Here is an 18,052-nt window from a genome sequence, read left to right on the forward strand (position 1 = left end):
GATGGTTATTATAGTGATCGTAATTGGCGCTTTGGTGATGAACTATGCGCTGGTGAAAATCTACGGGCATCTGTGGGGAAAGAACCTGGATGCCCAGGTAGAATTTCAGAAAGAGCCGTCTCTGGAAGGCCGGGATGCCATGCTGACGGAAACCATCTATAATCGGAAATGGTTATTTCTTCCGGTCTTGCAGGTTGGATTTCAGATGCATCGAAATCTATGGTTTGCAGACGGGGAAAATACCAGTGTTTCGGATCAGTGTTATAAAAGAGATATCTTTTCTGTCGGCGGATATCAGAAAATCACGAGAACCATTCCGTTTCACTGTTCCAAGCGTGGGTATTATGAGCTGTCTCAGGTAGAATTGGTAACCAGAAGTCCGTTGATGAACAAAAAGTTCTATAAGACGCTGGAGTCACCGGATCATTTTTATGTCTATCCGCGTATGGTAGATGATACAAAGCTGGAGATTCCGTTCCAGAAGATCATGGGAAGTGTGTTGTCACACAAGAACCTCTATGAAGATCCCTTTGAATTCCGGGGCATCCGGGAATATCAGCCTACAGATCCCATGCATAAGATCAACTGGAAGGTATCAGCCAGAACAGATCAGTGGATGGTCAATCTGTACGATTCCACATCGGCTCAGGAAGTGATGATCTTGCTGGACGTGGAAGATGAGACCATCTGGAAATTCGATGAGATTCATGAGGAAGGAATCCGCCTGGCGGCTGCTCTGGCTTCCCGGCTTTTGCAACAGGGGGTCCCGGTGGGAATCCGTACTAATGGGCGGGATCTGAAAAGTGACGAATGTTTCAGTCTGAACGGAGGAACAGGTCCGCAGCAGGTGCGCTCTCTGTATGAGGGTCTGACAAGACTGGATCTTACAAAAAAGGCAGAACATATGGAAGTGATCCTGGATCGTCTGAGGGAAGAAAAAGAGAATGGAAACCGGACGTATGTGATGATCTCCAAGAATCAGAGAGAAAGTTGTTATGAGGGATTTGACAGCCTTTTGCAGGACGGTGGAACGGGAGCATGGATCGCAACGTTATACGATGATATGGAGTGGAAATTACCGGAAAACCGGAAGGTGACTATGATCCGGTGGGAGGTGGCGAAATGAAAAAGTTAAAAATGACGAAAAGAGAAGCTGCCATTACTTTCCTGGGACTGTGTCACGGTTACCTGGTTTTATTTGCCATCTATGCCTGTGCGGTGGTAACTTCCGGCCACGGAAATGAACCATTTATCCAGGTGGGACTGTTACTGCTTCCGGTGAATGCGATTTTGTTTGCGGCTGTAAGATGGGCCGGACATTTCTGGCAGTATGGGTTGATCGCTGCGCTGGCAGTTGTGGGTTCTGTTATGGCGGCAGGAAGCGGGGTACGCGGAATCTGGATGGGGATTCTGGGAGTTCTGGCTGCTATTTCTTATTTTTATGCCAGAGCGGCCAGAAACACCTGCTGGCTGGAATCGCCGGTATATCCGTGGATCGGGATCGATGTGATTTTGTATTTTCTTGGCGGTCATTTTGCATCCGATATGGCAGTACGGATCGCACCGATACTGGCGGCTGTATATTTTCTGATCTGCAATTTCCATACGAATCTGGAAGAAGTGGATACCTTTTTGAAAAATCATGCAACAATGGAGCGTCTGCCGGTGCGACGGCTGGCCAGAATCAATCAGGGTATGATGTGGATCGTATCGGGACTGACGGCGGCTGCGATGATCGTCGCGCCCTATCTTGGCTTAGATCAGCTGATACGGCAGCTGGGAAATGCTTTGAAGACGGTGATTCGCTGGCTGTTGCTTCTGATTCCCAACTCCCCTGTGGAAGAGGAGACCATGGCGACCGAACAGGCGCAACAGGCGATGCCGGCTGTCGGCAATCAGGCACCTTGGTTTCTGGAACTGTTCTATAAGCTGCTGGATCTCATTGGCTGGATGATCGGTATCGGACTGGTGCTTGCGTGTGTATTTCTGGTGATCCGGGCATTATACCGGCTGTACCTGCGGTTTAATGAAAAAACGGAAGAAAACGGGGATACCATCGAACGCCTGATGCCTGCTCCGGCGGCAGAAAAGAAGAAGGGGCTGGAACATAAAAAGAAAGAGCATCTGTTCTGGGATCGTTCCACAGATGGAAGGATTCGGAAACATTATCGAAAAAAAGTGCTGGAAAAACTGAAAGAATCGCCGGATGAAGCCTGGACTCCCACACAGACTGCCAGAGAAATGGAACTGGAGCCGGGGGAGGCAGAAACCTTTGCACGGATTTATGAGAAGGCAAGATACGGAAAAGATGATTGCAGCAGGGAAGAGATGGAGAGGATGCTTAAGATTCGGTAGAAGCTTGGGGCAGATGGATTGGATTTCGAAGCAGTGCGGCGGAAATATGATGTATAGAGCGTTAATTGAGAAGAAAAATAATCAAAAAAGCAATCGTATTTTTTACGATTGCTTTTTTGTGCACGCATTTCAAAATGAAAATTCAAACTCTGTATTAGAGCGTGCTTGAAAAATCTGAACATTCAGAAAAGGGCAAGCTATAAACTGCTTTCGGAGGTATAAAAATTCTTTTCATCTGCCATGGCAGCAGTCAACCGAATGCATGAATCAACCGATATTTTCATGAATCTTTCTGCCGATAACTTGCATAGGCCAGTCGATATTCCCTTGGTGTTACATGATAAAATTTTTTGAATTCCCGGTAGAACTGTGTAAAGTTACGGAATCCCACCGATTCTGCGATATCATTGATATTTTCATCACTGGAAATCAGCAGATCGGCTGCTTTTTTCATACAGATGTAAGAACTGTAATCATGGATACTCAGCCCGGTAAAGTTTTTGATGGTTTTGTAGAGCGTATCTCCGGAATAATTAAAATACGCTTCCAGGTCTGCGCGTGTGATTTTCCGGTCAGAAGTGAGCATGTAATTGCGGATCCGGTTAAATAAATTCTGGTTTCTCTGATGTTCGGATGTAAGCGGCGTGTTGCTGAACTTTACCGGGTCAAAAAGTTCCATCATAAGCTGACTGGCATAGCAGGCAAGCTTTAGGGAAATGTTGTCAGATGGTGCGGATAATTCACAGATCATACGCTCGAAAATATTATGAATATGATGCTGGATCCATTCATATCCGTTAGCCGGTATAAAATCAGTAAAATGACGTTCCGACTGTATATAGTCCAGGAGACGATGATAAGCGGTATTATTTTCAGAAGGAAAGTAACGGGGAAAAGCCAGGATCTGCTGCATAAAAGACTGGCTGATCTTGAAAAATAAAACTCTGCATGCTGTTGCGTATTCTTCTGCGTGGAGAACGTGAGGGTCTACCAGGCAGCAACCTCCCGCCGGATAATAATGCCTGAAATGTTCAATGTTCTGATAGATTTCCCCATCTATGAGAAACATAAATTCATAATATTCATGAGAATGGAGATAGGTCATAGATTGCAGGCTGGTGTGATCGGGCGGTATCAGATCGCTGACTTCTTCCAGAGGAGAAAAAGAGGCATAATAGACACCGGAGATATTATTTTCAAAAAGTGTGAAAAAGTTGTTTTCTTTATCCGGAGAGTGACGCAGCTGTAAGATCTCGACCGGTCCGGTCATATCGTAGGCATTCGCCATAGAGAAAAAAGAAGGAGAAGGAAGCGATTCAAAACCGGCAGCAGGGGTCGTTTTTGCGGAATCTGATGAAAGAAGAAACATAAGAGAAATCCTTTCGTGAAAATGATATAAAATATTGGAAAATACAATTATTATAGATATTTTATATCATTTTAAAAAGCATTACAATAGTACTTAGTAAAGAAACACTGTATATAAGGAGTTACTTGAGAACGGAGTGAACAGTAACTATAAGGTGTACAGCAATCAGCTTTGTGTGGTGTATGTCATAAGGAGATATCTGAAAATATTTCTGCAGGTATTATAAACCGAATGAAAAAAGTTTTAAAAGCTTTCAGAAATATTATGGCAGGAAAGGAGAAGCATATGATAAAAAGATTATTGAATCAGGGATGGACGGTGCAGGCAGGCGACGGAGGCGGATTATCCGCACTGTTCGGAGGTCCGGGAGAGCCGCCGAAACCGGTGAATCTTCCCCATGATCATCTGGTGGAGATTCCGAGGAATCCACAGGAACCAAACGGTCCGGGCAACGGATTTTTCCACGAGGAAGATATGGTGTATGAGACGACGCTGCAGCTTGAAAAAGAGGCAGAAGACAAACGCATCTGGCTGGAATTCGAAGCGGTATACCAGAATGCATTTGTCTATGTAAACAATGCATTTGCCGGAAAATGTGCGTATGGATATAGTAATTTTTATCTGGATATCACTGATTTTGTAAAAATCGGACAGGCGAATGCCATCAAAGTGATCGTAAAAGATGGCGTGCCAAGCGGACGCTGGTATACGGGTGGTGGTATTTTCCGGGATGTTCATCTTATGATTGCTGAGCCGACACATATCGCACCGGACGGCGTATTTGTGAAAACAGAAAGTGTAGATGACCAGATCGCAGAGATCGCTGTGTGTACAGAAGTTGTGAACGATGATAAAACGATGAAAAGTATCCTCCTGTCTGCAAAACTTACCGATGAAGCAGGAAAAACGGTGGCAGAAGGAAATATGCCGATCACGATCCGGGGACATGTCACAGATACTTACAAATTACGGCTTTTTGTGAAAAATCCGAAGCTTTGGGATGCGGAACATCCGAATCTGTACCACTATGAAGTTTCCGTATGTGAAAAAGAAACGGTACTGGATACAGAGACGGGAACCTTTGGCATCCGAAAGATGCAGCTGGATCCGGTACATGGACTCCGGATTAATGGAAAAACGGTAAAATTGCGTGGTGGCTGTATTCATCATGATAATGGAGTTATCGGAACAAAGGAATTCACCCTTGCAGCTGAGGAGAGAGTAAAGACACTGAAAAGTATCGGTTTTAATGCGATCCGCAGTTCTCACTATCCGATGAGCAGAAAACTTCTTGCAGCGTGTGACAAATACGGCATGTACGTGATGGATGAATACGCAGATGTGTGGACATCTTCCAAAGTTGCGTATGACTACAGTATGCATATGACCGAGTGGTGGGAACATGATGTGGCCAATATGATCAGGAAAGATAAAAATCATCCATGTGTGATCATGTATTCTATCGGTAATGAGATTCCGGAAGTTGGGAATTCCATCGATTCCGGCTGGGGCAAAAAACTGGCGGACCGGATCCGTGCGCTGGACCCGACCAGATATGTGACCAATTCCATGAATCTGCTGCTGGCAGGTATGGACATGCTGTCAAAGATGGCTCCAGGTGCACAGGGACAGGATCAGAATACAGGAGAACAGCCATCCGGTGAGATTAACTCTATGATGAGTAACATGGGAGATATGATGGCGCAGCTGATGCAGAGCCCGATGCTGGCTAAAATGACTGAGGAAGCGGCTTCTCAGGTGGATATCGTCGGATATAATTATGCCCTGGGACGTTATGAACCGGAAGGCGTGGAATATCCGAACCGGATTCTGGTAGGTTCCGAGACGAATTCTCCGGATCTTGACAAAAACTGGGAAGTAGTAGAGAAACTTCCATATGTGATCGGCGATTTTGACTGGACAGCCTGGGACTATCTGGGAGAAAACGGTATTGGTGGATATGTATATGGAGATGATTGCACCAATCCTATGGGCGCCATGTATGCCCCGTATCCGTGGAAAGCAGCTTACTGTGGGGATGTAAATCTGCTTGGAGACAGACGGCCGGTTACCTATTGGAGAGAGATGATCTGGGGAATGCGTACAGCACCGTATATTGCTGTACAGCCACCGAAACATTATGGTGAGACAAAGCATGGATCCCAGTGGTGCTTTTCCGATGCATACAGAAGCTGGAATCACAAGGATTATGCAGGAAAAGGTATCGTGGTCGAAGTCTATGCACCGGCAGATGAGATAGAACTGTTTATTAACGGAAAATCCGTTGGCAAAAAGAAAACCGGTGAACCGCACAAATATATGGCAACGTTTGATGTGACGTATGAAACCGGCCAGGTGGAAGCAGTCGCATACAAAGACGGTATGGAAATCGGAAGAGATATTCTGTCTACAGCAGGGGATGAAGTACATCTGACAGCCGAAGTAAAGACAACAGCCGGTGTTGGTGCAGACGCAAAACTCCCTGCAGACGGAACAGACATTGCTTATGTGGATGTTGCAGTTGTGGATGCACATGGAATTCTCAATATGGATGAGACACAGAGGGTTGCAGTGTCGATTGAGGGACCGGGAGAAGTGATTGGCTATGGATCTGCCAATCCGGTTAGTGAGGAAAACTACTATGACACAGAAGCTATGACATATGAAGGACGAATCCGTGCGGCTGTAAGGGCAAACGGTACAGGAAAAATCAAGGTAACCTTTACCGCCGGAGACAAAAACTGCAGCGTTACGATTCCGGCAGAGTAATAGATTTGACAGGCCGGGTTTTGGAGTGCTCTCTGTACTTTTAAAGCACGAAGAAAAAACGGAAACCCGGCCTGTAATCTCTTCCTTTTTTTTCAGTTATATGTTACAATCATCTTTGCATGTCATTTACGCAAACAACGAGCCAGAGTCCACGCTTGCGTGGAAAGGTGAAGAATGTCACCCAATGCGCCAAACTCGCGGAGGGTGTGTTGACTCGTTTATGGGATGTAAAGATAAAATGGAGGGATACTCAAGTATGAGCAAGAAAAAAGGAGAAGGCCTGAAATCATTTAACAAAGGGTTTAGCGTTCCGGACACTTACATTATTATTTTCTTTGTGGTTGTCCTTGCTGCGATCGTTACGTTCTTTGTTCCGAAGGGCTACTACGAAACACAGGATGTTACGTACATGATGAACGGGGTGGAGAAGACCCGTACGGTAATTAAAGATGGAAGTTTCCAGTATCTGACAGACGATGCGGGAAAAGCAGTCACAGAAGGGGTTGCCTTATTCAGCGGTGACGGCGAAAGCGGTTTCTTTAATTACATGTTTAATGGAATTGTAAGCGATTCTGCGATTCAGATCATTGCATTTTTGCTGGTAGTTGGTGGTGCGTTCGGTATCATGATCCGTACAGGAGCCATCGAAGCGGGACTGGTCGGACTGATCCGCAAGGCAAAAGGGGCAGAAAAGTTACTGATTCCGGTTCTTTTTGTACTGTTTTCTCTTGGCGGGGCTGTTTTTGGAATGGGAGAGGAAGCACTTCCGTTCACCATGATTTTGTGTCCGCTGTTTGTTGCGGTTGGATATGATACGGTCATTGCAGTTCTGGTTACTTATGTGGCAACACAGATCGGTTTTGGTGCTTCCTGGATGAACCCGTTTTCAGTGGGTATCGCACAGGGAATTGCCGGCATTGATGTGTTTTCCGGTGCGGGATTCCGTATGGTGATGTGGGTGGTATTTACCGCACTCGGCTGTGGAATGACCATGTTCTATGCAGCGAAAGTGAAAAAAACACCGACGATCTCGGTTGCTTATAAGACAGATCAGTATTTCCGTGAGCAGAACGAGAAAACAGGTATCGATGATGGGCATTCTTTCGGGATCGGACACATTCTGGTTCTGCTGACACTGGCGATTACCGTTGTATGGGTAGTCTGGGGTGTTATGAAAAAAGGCTATTATATGCCTGAGATCGCAACACAGTTCTTTATCATGGGTGTCGTTGCAGGTGTGATCGGCGTGATGTTCCATCTGAATGATATGAAAATGAACGATATTGCAACTTCTTTTAAAAACGGAGCGAAAGATCTGATCGGTGCGGCACTGGTAGTGGCTATGGCACAGGGAATTATGCAGGTGCTTGGTGGTTCTGATCCGACGACACCAACGGTGATCAATACGATCATGTATGGAATCTCAAAAGCACTGGCAGGACTTTCCGGTGCGGCAGCAGCTGTTTTGATGTATCTGTTCCAGTCCGTATTTAATTTCTTTGTAGTATCCGGATCCGGACAGGCAGCAGTGACCATGCCGATCATGGCTCCGCTGGCAGACCTGCTGGGAGTTACCCGTCAGACCTCGGTACTTGCTTTCCAGCTGGGAGATGCATTTACTAATCTGATCGTTCCGACTTCCGGATGTCTGATCGGTTCTCTTGCAATTGCAAGAATCGAGTGGTCCAGCTGGATCAAGTTCATGTGGAAATACCTGGGTATACTGATGATCGGGGCAGTAATAACGATTTTAATTGCGGTTGGAATCGGATTCTGATGCAGGCGATCAGTGGAAACTGATTGAAGAGAAAATAAATCTATTGTAGAATAAGGCGTGTAGATGAAAAATGACTTTTTTCGTATACACGCCTTATTTACGCGAACAACGAACCAAAGTCCGTGCTTGCACGAGATCCTGGCAACTGGTGGAGTATACGGATTGGATAAAGGAGAAGAGAAAATGAAATTAATAAAAAATATTGATGTATATGCGCCGGAGCCTCTGGGGAAAAAGGATGTGCTTATCCTGGGTGATAAAATCGCAAAGATAGAAGAGGCAGGCGGGATGCCGGAGATTCCATTCCTTTTACCGGAGGATGTGATCGATGGAAGCGACAGGATTCTTACACCGGGATTTATCGACTGCCATGTGCATGTGCTTGGCGGAGGCGGCGAGGGAGGATTTGCCAATCGAACACCGGAAGCGACAGTGGAAGGGATGACAAGATTCGGAGTGACGACAGTTGTCGGATGCCTTGGGACCGATGGGATCGGCCGGGATATGTGTGCACTGGTGGCAAAAACAAAAGGGTTAAATGAACAGGGAATGTCGGCTTACTGTTATACCGGAAGTTATCAGATTCCGGTTCGCACACTGACAGACAGTGTTACGAAAGATATTATGATGATCCAGGAGATTATCGGAACCGGAGAGATCGCCATCTCGGATCACCGATCTTCTCAGCCCACGTATGAAGAATTTGTCCGGGTGGTGGCAGATACCAGACTTGGCGGTGTCCTTTCGGGAAAGGCGGGAGTTGTTAATGTCCATCTGGGAGACAGTCCAAGATGTATGGATCTGATCGAACGGGTTGTGGAGGAAACAGAGATACCGGCATCGCAGATTCTCCCAACCCATGTCAACCGGAATGAAAAACTTTTCTGTAAGGCGATCGAGTATGCATTAAAGGGCGGAAATGTTGATTTTACCGGAAATGAAGATATCGACTACTGGGAGACCGTCTGTGATGAAGTACGGGTGTGCAGCGGCATCCGACGGATGATGCAGGCAGGTGTGGATCCGAAACACATCACTATATCTTCGGACGGACAGGGAAGTCTGCCGCTGTATAACGAAAAAGGAGAATTCCTTGGAATGGGTGTCGGCCAGTCCAGCTGTCTTTTGAAAGAGGTAAAAGAGTGTGTACAGAAAGCAGATATTCCTCTGGAAATCGCCATATCCACCATCACTTCCAATCCGGCGCGGATTCTTGAACTGAAGGGAAAAGGAAGAATTCAGGAAGGATATGATGCAGACTTGTGTATCCTGAGTTCGGAACTGGAACTTATGGAAGTGATCGCAAAGGGGATTGTCAGATAGGAAGAAGAGTTTGTCAGAGCAACTCTCCACTTGCAGGAACTTTCATAAAGTGCTATAGTGGATAAGCACGAAATAAAGGAGTTTAGGAAAAATGAGAACAGCAGATTTTTATTATGATCTTCCGCAGGAGCTGATCGCACAGGATCCACTGGAAGACCGTTCTTCCTCCAGACTGATGCACCTGGACAAAGAGACCGGAGCACTGGAGCATACAGATTTTAAACATATTGTAAATTATCTGAAACCGGGCGACTGTCTGGTGGTAAATGATACAAAAGTCATTCCGGCCAGACTGTACGGCCATAAAAAAGAGACCGGAGCAGTCATTGAGATCCTTCTGTTAAAACGCCGGGAAAACGATATCTGGGAATGTCTGGTAAAACCGGGAAAGAAAGCCCGTCCGGGAGCAGTCATTGATTTTGGTGACGGATTACTGACCGGAGAGATCATCGATGTAGTAGACGAAGGAAACCGTCTGATCCAGTTCCATTATGAAGGTATCTTTGAGGAAATTCTGGATCAGCTGGGAGAGATGCCGCTGCCGCCGTATATCACTCACAAACTGCAGGATAAAAACCGTTATCAGACTGTATATGCGAAAAATGAGGGATCTGCGGCTGCACCGACGGCAGGGCTTCATTTCACGCCGGAACTGTTAGAGCAGGTAAAAGAGATGGGTGTGCAGATCGCCCATGTAACCCTTCATGTGGGCCTGGGAACTTTCCGTCCGGTAAAAGTGGACGATGTGGAAAAGCATCATATGCATTCGGAATTCTATATCGTAGAAGAAGATCAGGCAAAACTGATTAATGATACGAAAAAGAATGGTGGACGGGTGATCGCTGTAGGAACCACAAGCTGTCGTACCCTGGAATCAGCTACGGGAGAAGATGGTATCGTAAAAGCAACCAGCGGCTGGACCGAGATCTTTATCTATCCGGGCTATCAGTTCAAGTGTATCGATGCCCTGATCACAAACTTCCATCTGCCGGAGTCTACACTGCTGATGCTGGTGTCCGCACTGGCCGGAAAAGAAAAAATCATGCATGCATATGAAGTGGCAGTGCAGGAAAAATATCGGTTCTTTAGTTTTGGGGATGCGATGTTTATCAGCTGATAAAAAATAATTGGCAATCAGACTATGGGATAAATCTTTCCCATTGCCACAAATAGGAATAGAAAACCCTCGGTGCTGCAGGGGGTTTCTGTTCCTATTTTTTTGCATGTGAAATTCGCGAAGCGTATTTCAACTCGTGCGATATTTTTGCGGTGACATTCCATAAAGCTTATGGAACGTGCGAAGAAAAACTTTATAATTGGTAAGTCCATGCTTTTCCATGAGAACAGTAATCGTATCATCAGACTGTATCAGTTCTTTGGCAAGCTGCATGGTGCGGACATCATTCAGATATTCCAGAAATGTCTGACCAGTATATTTTTTAAACAAGCGGCAGAAGTATTCACGGGAAACCGCCAGGGATCCGGAAGCCTGATCGAGTGTAAGAGGCTCACGATAGTTGGTCCGGATCCATTTCATGACTTTTGTGATCCGCTGCCGGTCCCGGTTATTTTCCATGGAAAAATCAGAAGATCCTTCGGTGCTGTGATCCCTGCAAAGAAGGTACAGGAATTCGTATAACCGGGAAGTAAAAAGAAGTTCATAGTGCGGCATCTGTTCCTGAAAATATGTTTCCATGGCGAGAAGACAGGAAAGAAGCGGGGCATTTTCCGGTGAACGATCAAGATGGATGATCGTATCAAAACGCAGCCGGTCAAAATCAGGGAGATACGAACGAAGCTGTCGGTCGGAGACCTGAAGAATCAGATAATCACACCCACTTGTTCGGGTCATATGCAGATCACCGGAGTTGACGATCAGCAGATCGTTGGCATGCAGCGTGTATTCGGCAGCCTGAACGATGGCAGAAAGCAGTCCTTCTTTAATATATAAAATTTCCACGTATTCATGCCAGTGTGCGGGAAACACGCCTGCCGGAGAAAAAACCGGTTCAAACCGCACCTGCAGATGTCCGGTCTCATGTATCGTTTCATAATAACGGGATTCCATAAAATAATCCTCCAGAAGACAGAATAGATTGAATTGTTGAAAAATATCAAATTAGAAATAAAACTCTGAAAAAATCATACCAAAAAAAGAAAAAAATATCAATATCAACCTATAATAAGATAAAAAAGTACTAGTATGAAGAGAGAAGATGAGAGATAATACAATCAGAATCCCGTTTTACGGCAGAGATGAGCCGCAAAACATCAAAAACAGGAAAAATTTGGGTGAAACGAAGACTGCGATTCGAAAATGCGATTGAAACGTAACAGGAATTGGGAGGTAATAACAGATGAAAGCAAAAGTAAGAACATTTAGTGGAACAACATCCAACGAAGTAACACAGCGTGAGATCGACAACCGCGCCCTTGCACGGAAAGCGGCAGCCGAAGGATTTGTTCTTTTGAAGAATGAGAAACATTTTCTTCCGGCGAAAAAAGGTGGAAAGATCGCGCTGTACGGTGCGGGAGCAGTCAAAACCATCAAGGGAGGTACCGGTTCCGGGGATGTCAATGAGCGTGATTATGTGACCATCGCACAGGGGATGAAAAATGCCGGATACGAAGTAACTACAGAAAGCTGGCTGGATTCTTATGTGAAGATCTACGACCAGGCGAGAGAAGACTGGAAAGCAGAGATTCTGAAAAAAACAGAGACGATTGACAGCCCGAACGCATTCTTTGATGCATACTCCGCAACTCCGTTTTTTATGCCGTGTGGAAATGGCATCGATGTAGAGACAGCAAAAACTGACGGCGCAGACACCGCAGTATTTGTCATTGCCCGTATTGCGGGAGAAAACAAAGACCGTTTTGACAAAGAAGGAGATTACTTTATCTCTACAGAAGAAAAAACACGGCTGGCACAAGTATGTGAGAGCTATAAAGATGTCGTGCTGGTGATCAATACCGGTGGTCTGATGGATCTTGCATTTGCCGATGAATTTGCAAATATCCGTGCGATCGTACAGTATGTACAGGCAGGACAGGAAGGCGGCAATGCATTTGCCGATGTATTTACCGGAGAAGTAACACCATCCGGAAAGATGAGCGATACCTGGGCAAAAACCTACAACGATTATCCGGGTGCTGAAGTATTCAGTTACAAGAGCGGCAATCTGATGAAAGAGTATTATGAAGAAGGAATCTTTGTGGGATACCGTTACTTTGATACCTTCCAGGTTCCGGTTCGTTATGGATTTGGTTATGGTTTATCCTATACTGATTTTGCAATCGCAGCAGGAGCCGTCAGTGTCAGTGCCCTGGGAACCATGGATCCAAAAGTTACCGTGGAAGTTACCGTGAAAAATACCGGTGATACTTATGCAGGAAAAGAGGTTGTACAGATCTACGCTTCCTGCCCACAGGGAAAACTGGTGAAAGAGTTCCGCCGTCTGGCAGGATTTGGCAAGACGAAACTGCTGGCGCCGGGAGAAGAACAGCAGATGAGGATCACTTTCCCGCTGTATCAGCTGGCTTCCTACAGTGAAGATCAGGCAGCATGGATCCTGGAACCGGGCAAATACGGTATATGGGTGGGAAATGAGTTAAATACTTCCGTACTCAGCGGTGCTCTGGAACTGGATCAGGAAGCAGTGATGGTACAGTGTGAAAATATCTGCCCGTTAAAAGAAGAATTAAACGAGATCATGCCATTTGCCAGAAAAGTACAGGCAAGAGAACTGGCATGGCATGAGGAACTGAAAGCAAAAGGAATCGCACCGGTTGCAGTGAAAGCCGCAGATATTCCGACCGAAAAAGTGGCTTATCAGCAGATTCCGGATGTACTGCCGGGAAAAGCCGGAGAGATCGTAGAGCAAATGTCAGAGGATCAGCTGGTACAGATGGCTACCGGAGATCCGGGAAAAGACCAGAGCAATGCACTTGGTTCCGCAGGTATCTCCGTACCGGGTTCCGCAGCCGAGACACCGCTGGTAGCAGCAAAAGAACCGTGGAATGTGGCAAGTATCGCACTGGCTGACGGTCCTGCAGGACTGCGTCTGAAAAAAGAATATCAGGTTGATGACGGTCGGATCGTACCGACGGATTTCCTGGCTGCACTGGAAGGCGGATTCTTTGCAGAAGAGCAGGTAAAGAGAGGAGCTTCTTATTATCAGTACTGTACTGCGATTCCGGTAGGAACTCTGCTGGCACAGACCTGGAATCTGGAGATGGTTCAGGAACTTGGTGAAATGATCGGTCATGAGATGGAACTGTTCGGTGTGACCCTGTGGCTGGCACCTGGTATGAATATCCATAGAAATCCGCTGTGTGGAAGAAACTTCGAGTACTATTCCGAGGATCCGCTTCTGGCAGGTATGATGGCTGCATCCATGACGCTGGGTGTACAGAAAGTACCTGGATGCGGAACTACGATCAAACATTATGCATGCAACAACCAGGAAGACAACCGTATGGGTTCTGATTCTGTCCTGTCTGAACGCACACTGCGTGAAATCTATCTGAAAGGATTTGAGATCGCAGTTAAGGATGCACAGCCGATGTCCATCATGACTTCCTACAACCTGATCAACGGTGTACACGCTGCAAACTGCTATGACACCTGTACAAAAGCAGCAAGAGATGAATGGGGATTTGCCGGAGCAATCATGACAGACTGGACAACCACCAATGTACAGATCCAGGGCGAGTGTACCGCGGCAGGCTGCATGAGAGCCGGAAACGATATGGTTATGCCTGGAATGGAAGAAGATCATGAAAATATCCGCAAAGAGCTGAAAGAAGGTACCTTGGATATCCGTGAACTGAAGAGATGTATCTACAACACTGTAAATATTATTCTGCAGTCCAACCAGTATGAGGATGCCGTAAGCTATGAAAAACAGTTCGACGGACTGGGCGAGTGGATGACGGTAAAATAAAAAATATGTAAAGTGAATATGGAATAAAGTTACAACTGTTTAGGAAACATATGACAGAAAGATAACGTAACGAAATCCGCCAGGATGTGCAGGCAATCTTTGAAAAAAGAGAGGAGCAGATTCTGGCGGATTTTTGCTTTTACATATGATAGCCACACATTACATAAAACGGACAGAATACAGTGTTTTGCCCGTAGCACCTGTAAGTAAATCATGATATAATGAGCGTTAGCGAGCGGGAATAAGCGCAGCTTATTCATCGGGAGCGGCGAATGTCGGTCATGATAGCTGCAAAGCAGCGTCAAGCACCGAAGGTGCGAATCATGATATAATGAGCGGAAGAGAGCCAGAACAAAATTTGTTCTGTTTATGATCGAAAGAACGTCCAGGGAGCAGAATTCCCGGATATTACTATATGGAGGAATCAAAGAAATGATGAGAAACAGAGAAGTGTTAAATGAAATAAAAAAACAGAGCCGGACGCTGATCGAAGAAAAGCGCGATAAATTTGTCAAACAAAGTCTGCTGTCGGATGAATTTTTGGACATGATGCAGAGAAACCGGAAACCATTTGACCTTTTGATGTCATATTATCAGTGTGCGATCATGGAGATTGAGACGAAATTTAAAGTATTAAATGAGGAATATTCCCTGGAATATGATAAAAATCCGATCGAAGGGATCAAAAGCAGGATCAAATCTTATGACAGTCTGTTAAAGAAGATCCGCAGAAAAGATATCCCGATGACACTTGAATCCATCGAGAAGAATATCACGGATATCGCCGGTGTGCGGGTGATCTGCTCCTTCCCGGCAGATATCTATGAAGTCGCAGACAGCTTTTTGCGACAGGACGATATTACCTTATTAGAGCGTAAAGACTATATCCAGAACCCGAAGCCAAGCGGCTACCGCAGCCTGCACCTGATCGTGCAGGTACCAATCTTTCTGCAAAATGAGAAAAAACCGGTAACAGTGGAAGTGCAGTTCCGTACGATCGCGATGGATTTCTGGGCAAGTTTGGAACACAAGATGCGTTATAAAAAGAACATTCCGGCAGAGCAGATGAAGTATCTGCAGGACGAACTGTACGACTGTGCGGAACAGAGTGCGGCACTGGATAAAAGAATGCAGAGCATCCGCAATCTGATCGCGGAAAATAAGGAAGAGGAGGAAGAACCGAAAGGATTTTTCCTGCCGCTTCTGTAAGAAAATCTGAAAAAAACGTGAATTTTATGAAAACAGTGTGAAAATGCTGTCTGACGGGAAAGATTATGCTATAATCATAATCCACTAAGAGAACAAAAAACGGAACCTCCGTGAAAAGAAAGAGGGAATACTATGCCATATTATTTTTATGATGCAACCTATATATTGGTGCTGATCGGTGCGCTGATCAGTATGATTGCTTCCTGGAATGTAAAGAATACATTCCGGACATACAGCAGAGTATGGAACAGCAGAAATATCCCATCGCAGGACATCGCGCAGATGATCCTTCACGATGCCGGAATCTACGATGTAAGGATCGAGCGGATCCGCGGCGATCTGACCGATCATTATTCTCCGAATGAAAAAGTCCTTCGACTGTCCGATTCGGTATACGGATCGACATCCGTAGCGGCGATTGGTGTGGCAGCTCATGAGTGCGGGCATGCGATCCAGCATCAGGAAGGATATGCGCCGTTGAAACTCCGTTCCTTCTCCGTACCATTAGCCAACATCGGCTCCCGGCTTTCCTGGCCGATTATCGTGCTGGGACTGATCCTTGGATGGTCAGGGTTACTGGAAGTCGGTATTCTGTTATTTGTATTTGTGGTAGTCTTTCAGCTGATCACGCTTCCGGTGGAATTCGATGCCTCCCATCGCGCGATCCGGATCCTCGAAGCAAAACAGCTCTTCGGCGATCAGGAATTACAGGGCGCGAAGAAAGTTCTGACAGCTGCAGCACTCACCTATGTGGCAGCGCTTGCATCGGCGATTCTGCAGCTGGTTCGACTGATCCTGATCTCAAGACGGAACGACGACTGATAAAAACAGGAAAAGAATAAAGACTGAAATAGGAATAGGAAAAGGAATACGCCCGTTCAGACAGGCAGGTAGCAACAGAAACCTGAAAAGTCTGAGCGGGCGTATCTGTTTTCAGGAGCAATCTGTAATTGTAGTATATATGACTTGATTTTTGAAAAAACATATGCATAATATAAAAGCAAATGGTAACCAAACGATTGACAAAAGAGACAGCCACAGGAGGCGAAATTCGAATGACAACAGAAGAACTCGTAAAACAGATATGCAAAGAACAGGGCATGAGTGTGGCAAAGCTGGCGGCTGCATTGGGGCAGTCCAGGCAGAATTTTTATAAAAAGTTACAACGGGATACCCTGACCGCGCAGGAATGGCAGGAGGCAGCGAAAGTACTGGGTGTGGAATTTGACCAGGGTTTTGTCCTGCCGGATGGAACCAGACTTGGAGTTTCCGGGAAAAGGGAGAAACGCACGGTACTGCCGCTGATGGGAAGTGCATTCTCACCGGGAAAGGCAGAAGAGACCGTAGAACAGTTTGAAGATCCGGATCTGCGGGAGATTGCCCGCGGGGAACTCTGCTTTTTCAGGGCACAGGCAGAATCCTGTATTCAATGTGTGGAAAAATACCAGACCAGTGAGGATCCGATGCTGCGGCTTTCTGCCGATATGCTTTCTACTTTTGCGAATTTTACCCTTGGAAATGCAAAGGAAGCGCAGATGGCAAGGGAAGATGTGTCACAGATTCTGAAAGAACATCTGAAAAAAGAAGAAGATCCCGACATGATTGCGTCCTGCCTGTTTGCTGTTTATGTGACCAGTGTTCTGATTCATATTCCACCGGAAGAGGGAACGCCGTCACTGGATCGTTATCTTTCGTACCTTCCGGTCGGGCAGCGGTTGTTTGCAATCAGTATGCTGGGGCATGCCGCTTATCTGAAAGGAGAGTATGCCAGAGCACAGGGCATGGGGCAGACGGCGATGGCAATGACGGAAAAGATCTATCCGATCCCGATGATTTACTGGCATTGTGTGTCTGCCATGTGCCAGATCAACCAGAAAGATCAGGAGGGCGCAAGGCAATCGGTATCCGAAGGCTGGGAGATGGCGAGAAAAGATAAATTTATGGAGCCGTTTATCGAATACCACGGACTGTTACAGGGGGTTCTCGAAGCGTGTGTAAGAAAAAGTGAGCCGGAAGTCTATAAGAAACTGGTAGATGGCGTGATCGCTTTCAGCCGCGGCTGGATGAAGATCCACAATCCGCAGATGCAGAAAGCAGTGACGGATCTTTTAACACCGCTGGAATTTTCCATCGCGATGCTTGCCTGCCGGGACTGGACGAACCAGGAGATCGGGGAGCATCTGGAACTTTCGGTCAACACGGTAAAACATTATGTATCTGGAATACTTGAAAAACTACATATCGATAAAAGAGAGAAAATAAAAGAATTTGTAAATCAATAAAAGAAAATCAGGAAAAGAAGTG

General features: G+C 46.0%; 12 protein-coding genes. 10 read left to right on the forward strand and 2 right to left on the reverse strand.

All coding sequences use genetic code 11. The features are described from left to right. Window position 1 precedes the first annotated feature (1 nt). Window positions 2–1,126: a DUF58 domain-containing protein gene (locus ETP43_RS06130; protein ID WP_129257402.1), complete on the forward strand. Its 1,125-nt coding sequence runs from the start codon at window positions 2–4 to the stop codon at window positions 1,124–1,126. Beyond that, window positions 1,123–2,355, forward strand: a complete 1,233-nt coding sequence (locus ETP43_RS06135; protein WP_129257403.1) for a DUF4129 domain-containing protein — start codon at window positions 1,123–1,125, stop codon at window positions 2,353–2,355. The genes ETP43_RS06130 and ETP43_RS06135 overlap by 4 nt, the downstream gene beginning before the upstream one ends. 280 nt (window positions 2,356–2,635) lie before the next feature. Here ETP43_RS06135 and ETP43_RS06140 read toward each other — a convergent pair whose 3' ends face one another. Next, window positions 2,636–3,643: a helix-turn-helix transcriptional regulator gene (locus ETP43_RS06140; protein WP_164979617.1), complete on the reverse strand. Its 1,008-nt coding sequence runs from the start codon at window positions 3,641–3,643 to the stop codon at window positions 2,636–2,638. 366 nt (window positions 3,644–4,009) lie between these two features. Here ETP43_RS06140 and ETP43_RS06145 point away from each other — a divergent pair, with 366 nt between their 5' ends. From ETP43_RS06145 to queA, 4 genes are all read left to right on the forward strand, one after another. Beyond that, complete coding sequence (locus ETP43_RS06145) at window positions 4,010–6,493, forward strand: glycoside hydrolase family 2 protein (protein WP_164979618.1); 2,484 nt, start codon at window positions 4,010–4,012, stop codon at window positions 6,491–6,493. A 256-nt stretch (window positions 6,494–6,749) separates the two neighbouring features. Beyond that, window positions 6,750–8,270, forward strand: coding sequence for a putative basic amino acid antiporter YfcC (gene yfcC, locus ETP43_RS06150; RefSeq protein ID WP_129257406.1), 1,521 nt, complete (start codon window positions 6,750–6,752; stop codon window positions 8,268–8,270). Between the two features lie 183 nt (window positions 8,271–8,453). After that, window positions 8,454–9,593, forward strand: a complete 1,140-nt coding sequence (gene iadA, locus ETP43_RS06155; protein ID WP_118575830.1) for a beta-aspartyl-peptidase — start codon at window positions 8,454–8,456, stop codon at window positions 9,591–9,593. 91 nt (window positions 9,594–9,684) lie between these two features. Beyond that, window positions 9,685–10,710, forward strand: a complete 1,026-nt coding sequence (gene queA / locus ETP43_RS06160; protein ID WP_117525796.1) for a tRNA preQ1(34) S-adenosylmethionine ribosyltransferase-isomerase QueA — start codon at window positions 9,685–9,687, stop codon at window positions 10,708–10,710. Window positions 10,711–10,839: 129 nt separating this feature from the next. Here the strand turns inward: queA and ETP43_RS06165 are convergent, their stop codons facing one another. Next, the gene (locus tag ETP43_RS06165) at window positions 10,840–11,661 is read right to left on the reverse strand and encodes an AraC family transcriptional regulator (RefSeq protein WP_117525797.1); all 822 of its coding nucleotides are present in this window, start codon (window positions 11,659–11,661) and stop codon (window positions 10,840–10,842) included. Window positions 11,662–11,950: 289 nt separating this feature from the next. Between ETP43_RS06165 and ETP43_RS06170 the strand changes: the two genes are divergently transcribed. The 4 genes from ETP43_RS06170 to ETP43_RS06190 all read left to right on the forward strand — a co-directional run bounded on the left by ETP43_RS06170 (window position 11,951) and on the right by ETP43_RS06190 (window position 18,030). After that, window positions 11,951–14,539: a glycoside hydrolase family 3 protein gene (locus tag ETP43_RS06170; protein ID WP_129257407.1), complete on the forward strand. Its 2,589-nt coding sequence runs from the start codon at window positions 11,951–11,953 to the stop codon at window positions 14,537–14,539. Window positions 14,540–14,971: 432 nt separating this feature from the next. After that, window positions 14,972–15,748, forward strand: a complete 777-nt coding sequence (locus ETP43_RS06175) for a GTP pyrophosphokinase (protein ID WP_117525800.1) — start codon at window positions 14,972–14,974, stop codon at window positions 15,746–15,748. 132 nt (window positions 15,749–15,880) lie between these two features. Then, on the forward strand, window positions 15,881–16,570 hold the full coding sequence (locus ETP43_RS06180; protein WP_129257408.1) for a zinc metallopeptidase: 690 nt from the start codon (window positions 15,881–15,883) through the stop codon (window positions 16,568–16,570). A gap of 233 nt (window positions 16,571–16,803) precedes the next feature. After that, window positions 16,804–18,030 (forward strand): LuxR C-terminal-related transcriptional regulator, encoded by a 1,227-nt coding sequence (locus ETP43_RS06190; RefSeq protein WP_243114200.1) that lies wholly within the window; start codon window positions 16,804–16,806, stop codon window positions 18,028–18,030. Window positions 18,031–18,052 lie beyond the last annotated feature (22 nt).

The sequence above is a fragment of the Blautia faecicola genome, assembly GCF_004123145.1.
In the GTDB taxonomy this organism is placed as follows: domain Bacteria; phylum Bacillota; class Clostridia; order Lachnospirales; family Lachnospiraceae; genus Oliverpabstia; species Oliverpabstia faecicola.

Excerpts from the sequence above, each read along its gene's own strand:
- ETP43_RS06130 (WP_129257402.1), top strand. The coding sequence starts at position 2 with ATGGTTATTATAGTGATCGTAATTGGCGCTTTGGTGATGAACTATGCG.
- ETP43_RS06135 (WP_129257403.1), top strand. The coding sequence starts at position 1,123 with ATGAAAAAGTTAAAAATGACGAAAAGAGAAGCTGCCATTACTTTCCTG.
- ETP43_RS06140 (WP_164979617.1), bottom strand. The coding sequence starts at position 3,643 with ATGGCGAATGCCTACGATATGACCGGACCGGTCGAGATCTTACAGCTG.
- ETP43_RS06145 (WP_164979618.1), top strand. The coding sequence starts at position 4,010 with ATGATAAAAAGATTATTGAATCAGGGATGGACGGTGCAGGCAGGCGAC.
- yfcC (WP_129257406.1), top strand. The coding sequence starts at position 6,750 with ATGAGCAAGAAAAAAGGAGAAGGCCTGAAATCATTTAACAAAGGGTTT.
- iadA (WP_118575830.1), top strand. The coding sequence starts at position 8,454 with ATGAAATTAATAAAAAATATTGATGTATATGCGCCGGAGCCTCTGGGG.
- queA (WP_117525796.1), top strand. The coding sequence starts at position 9,685 with ATGAGAACAGCAGATTTTTATTATGATCTTCCGCAGGAGCTGATCGCA.
- ETP43_RS06165 (WP_117525797.1), bottom strand. The coding sequence starts at position 11,661 with ATGGAATCCCGTTATTATGAAACGATACATGAGACCGGACATCTGCAG.
- ETP43_RS06170 (WP_129257407.1), top strand. The coding sequence starts at position 11,951 with ATGAAAGCAAAAGTAAGAACATTTAGTGGAACAACATCCAACGAAGTA.
- ETP43_RS06175 (WP_117525800.1), top strand. The coding sequence starts at position 14,972 with ATGATGAGAAACAGAGAAGTGTTAAATGAAATAAAAAAACAGAGCCGG.
- ETP43_RS06180 (WP_129257408.1), top strand. The coding sequence starts at position 15,881 with ATGCCATATTATTTTTATGATGCAACCTATATATTGGTGCTGATCGGT.
- ETP43_RS06190 (WP_243114200.1), top strand. The coding sequence starts at position 16,804 with ATGACAACAGAAGAACTCGTAAAACAGATATGCAAAGAACAGGGCATG.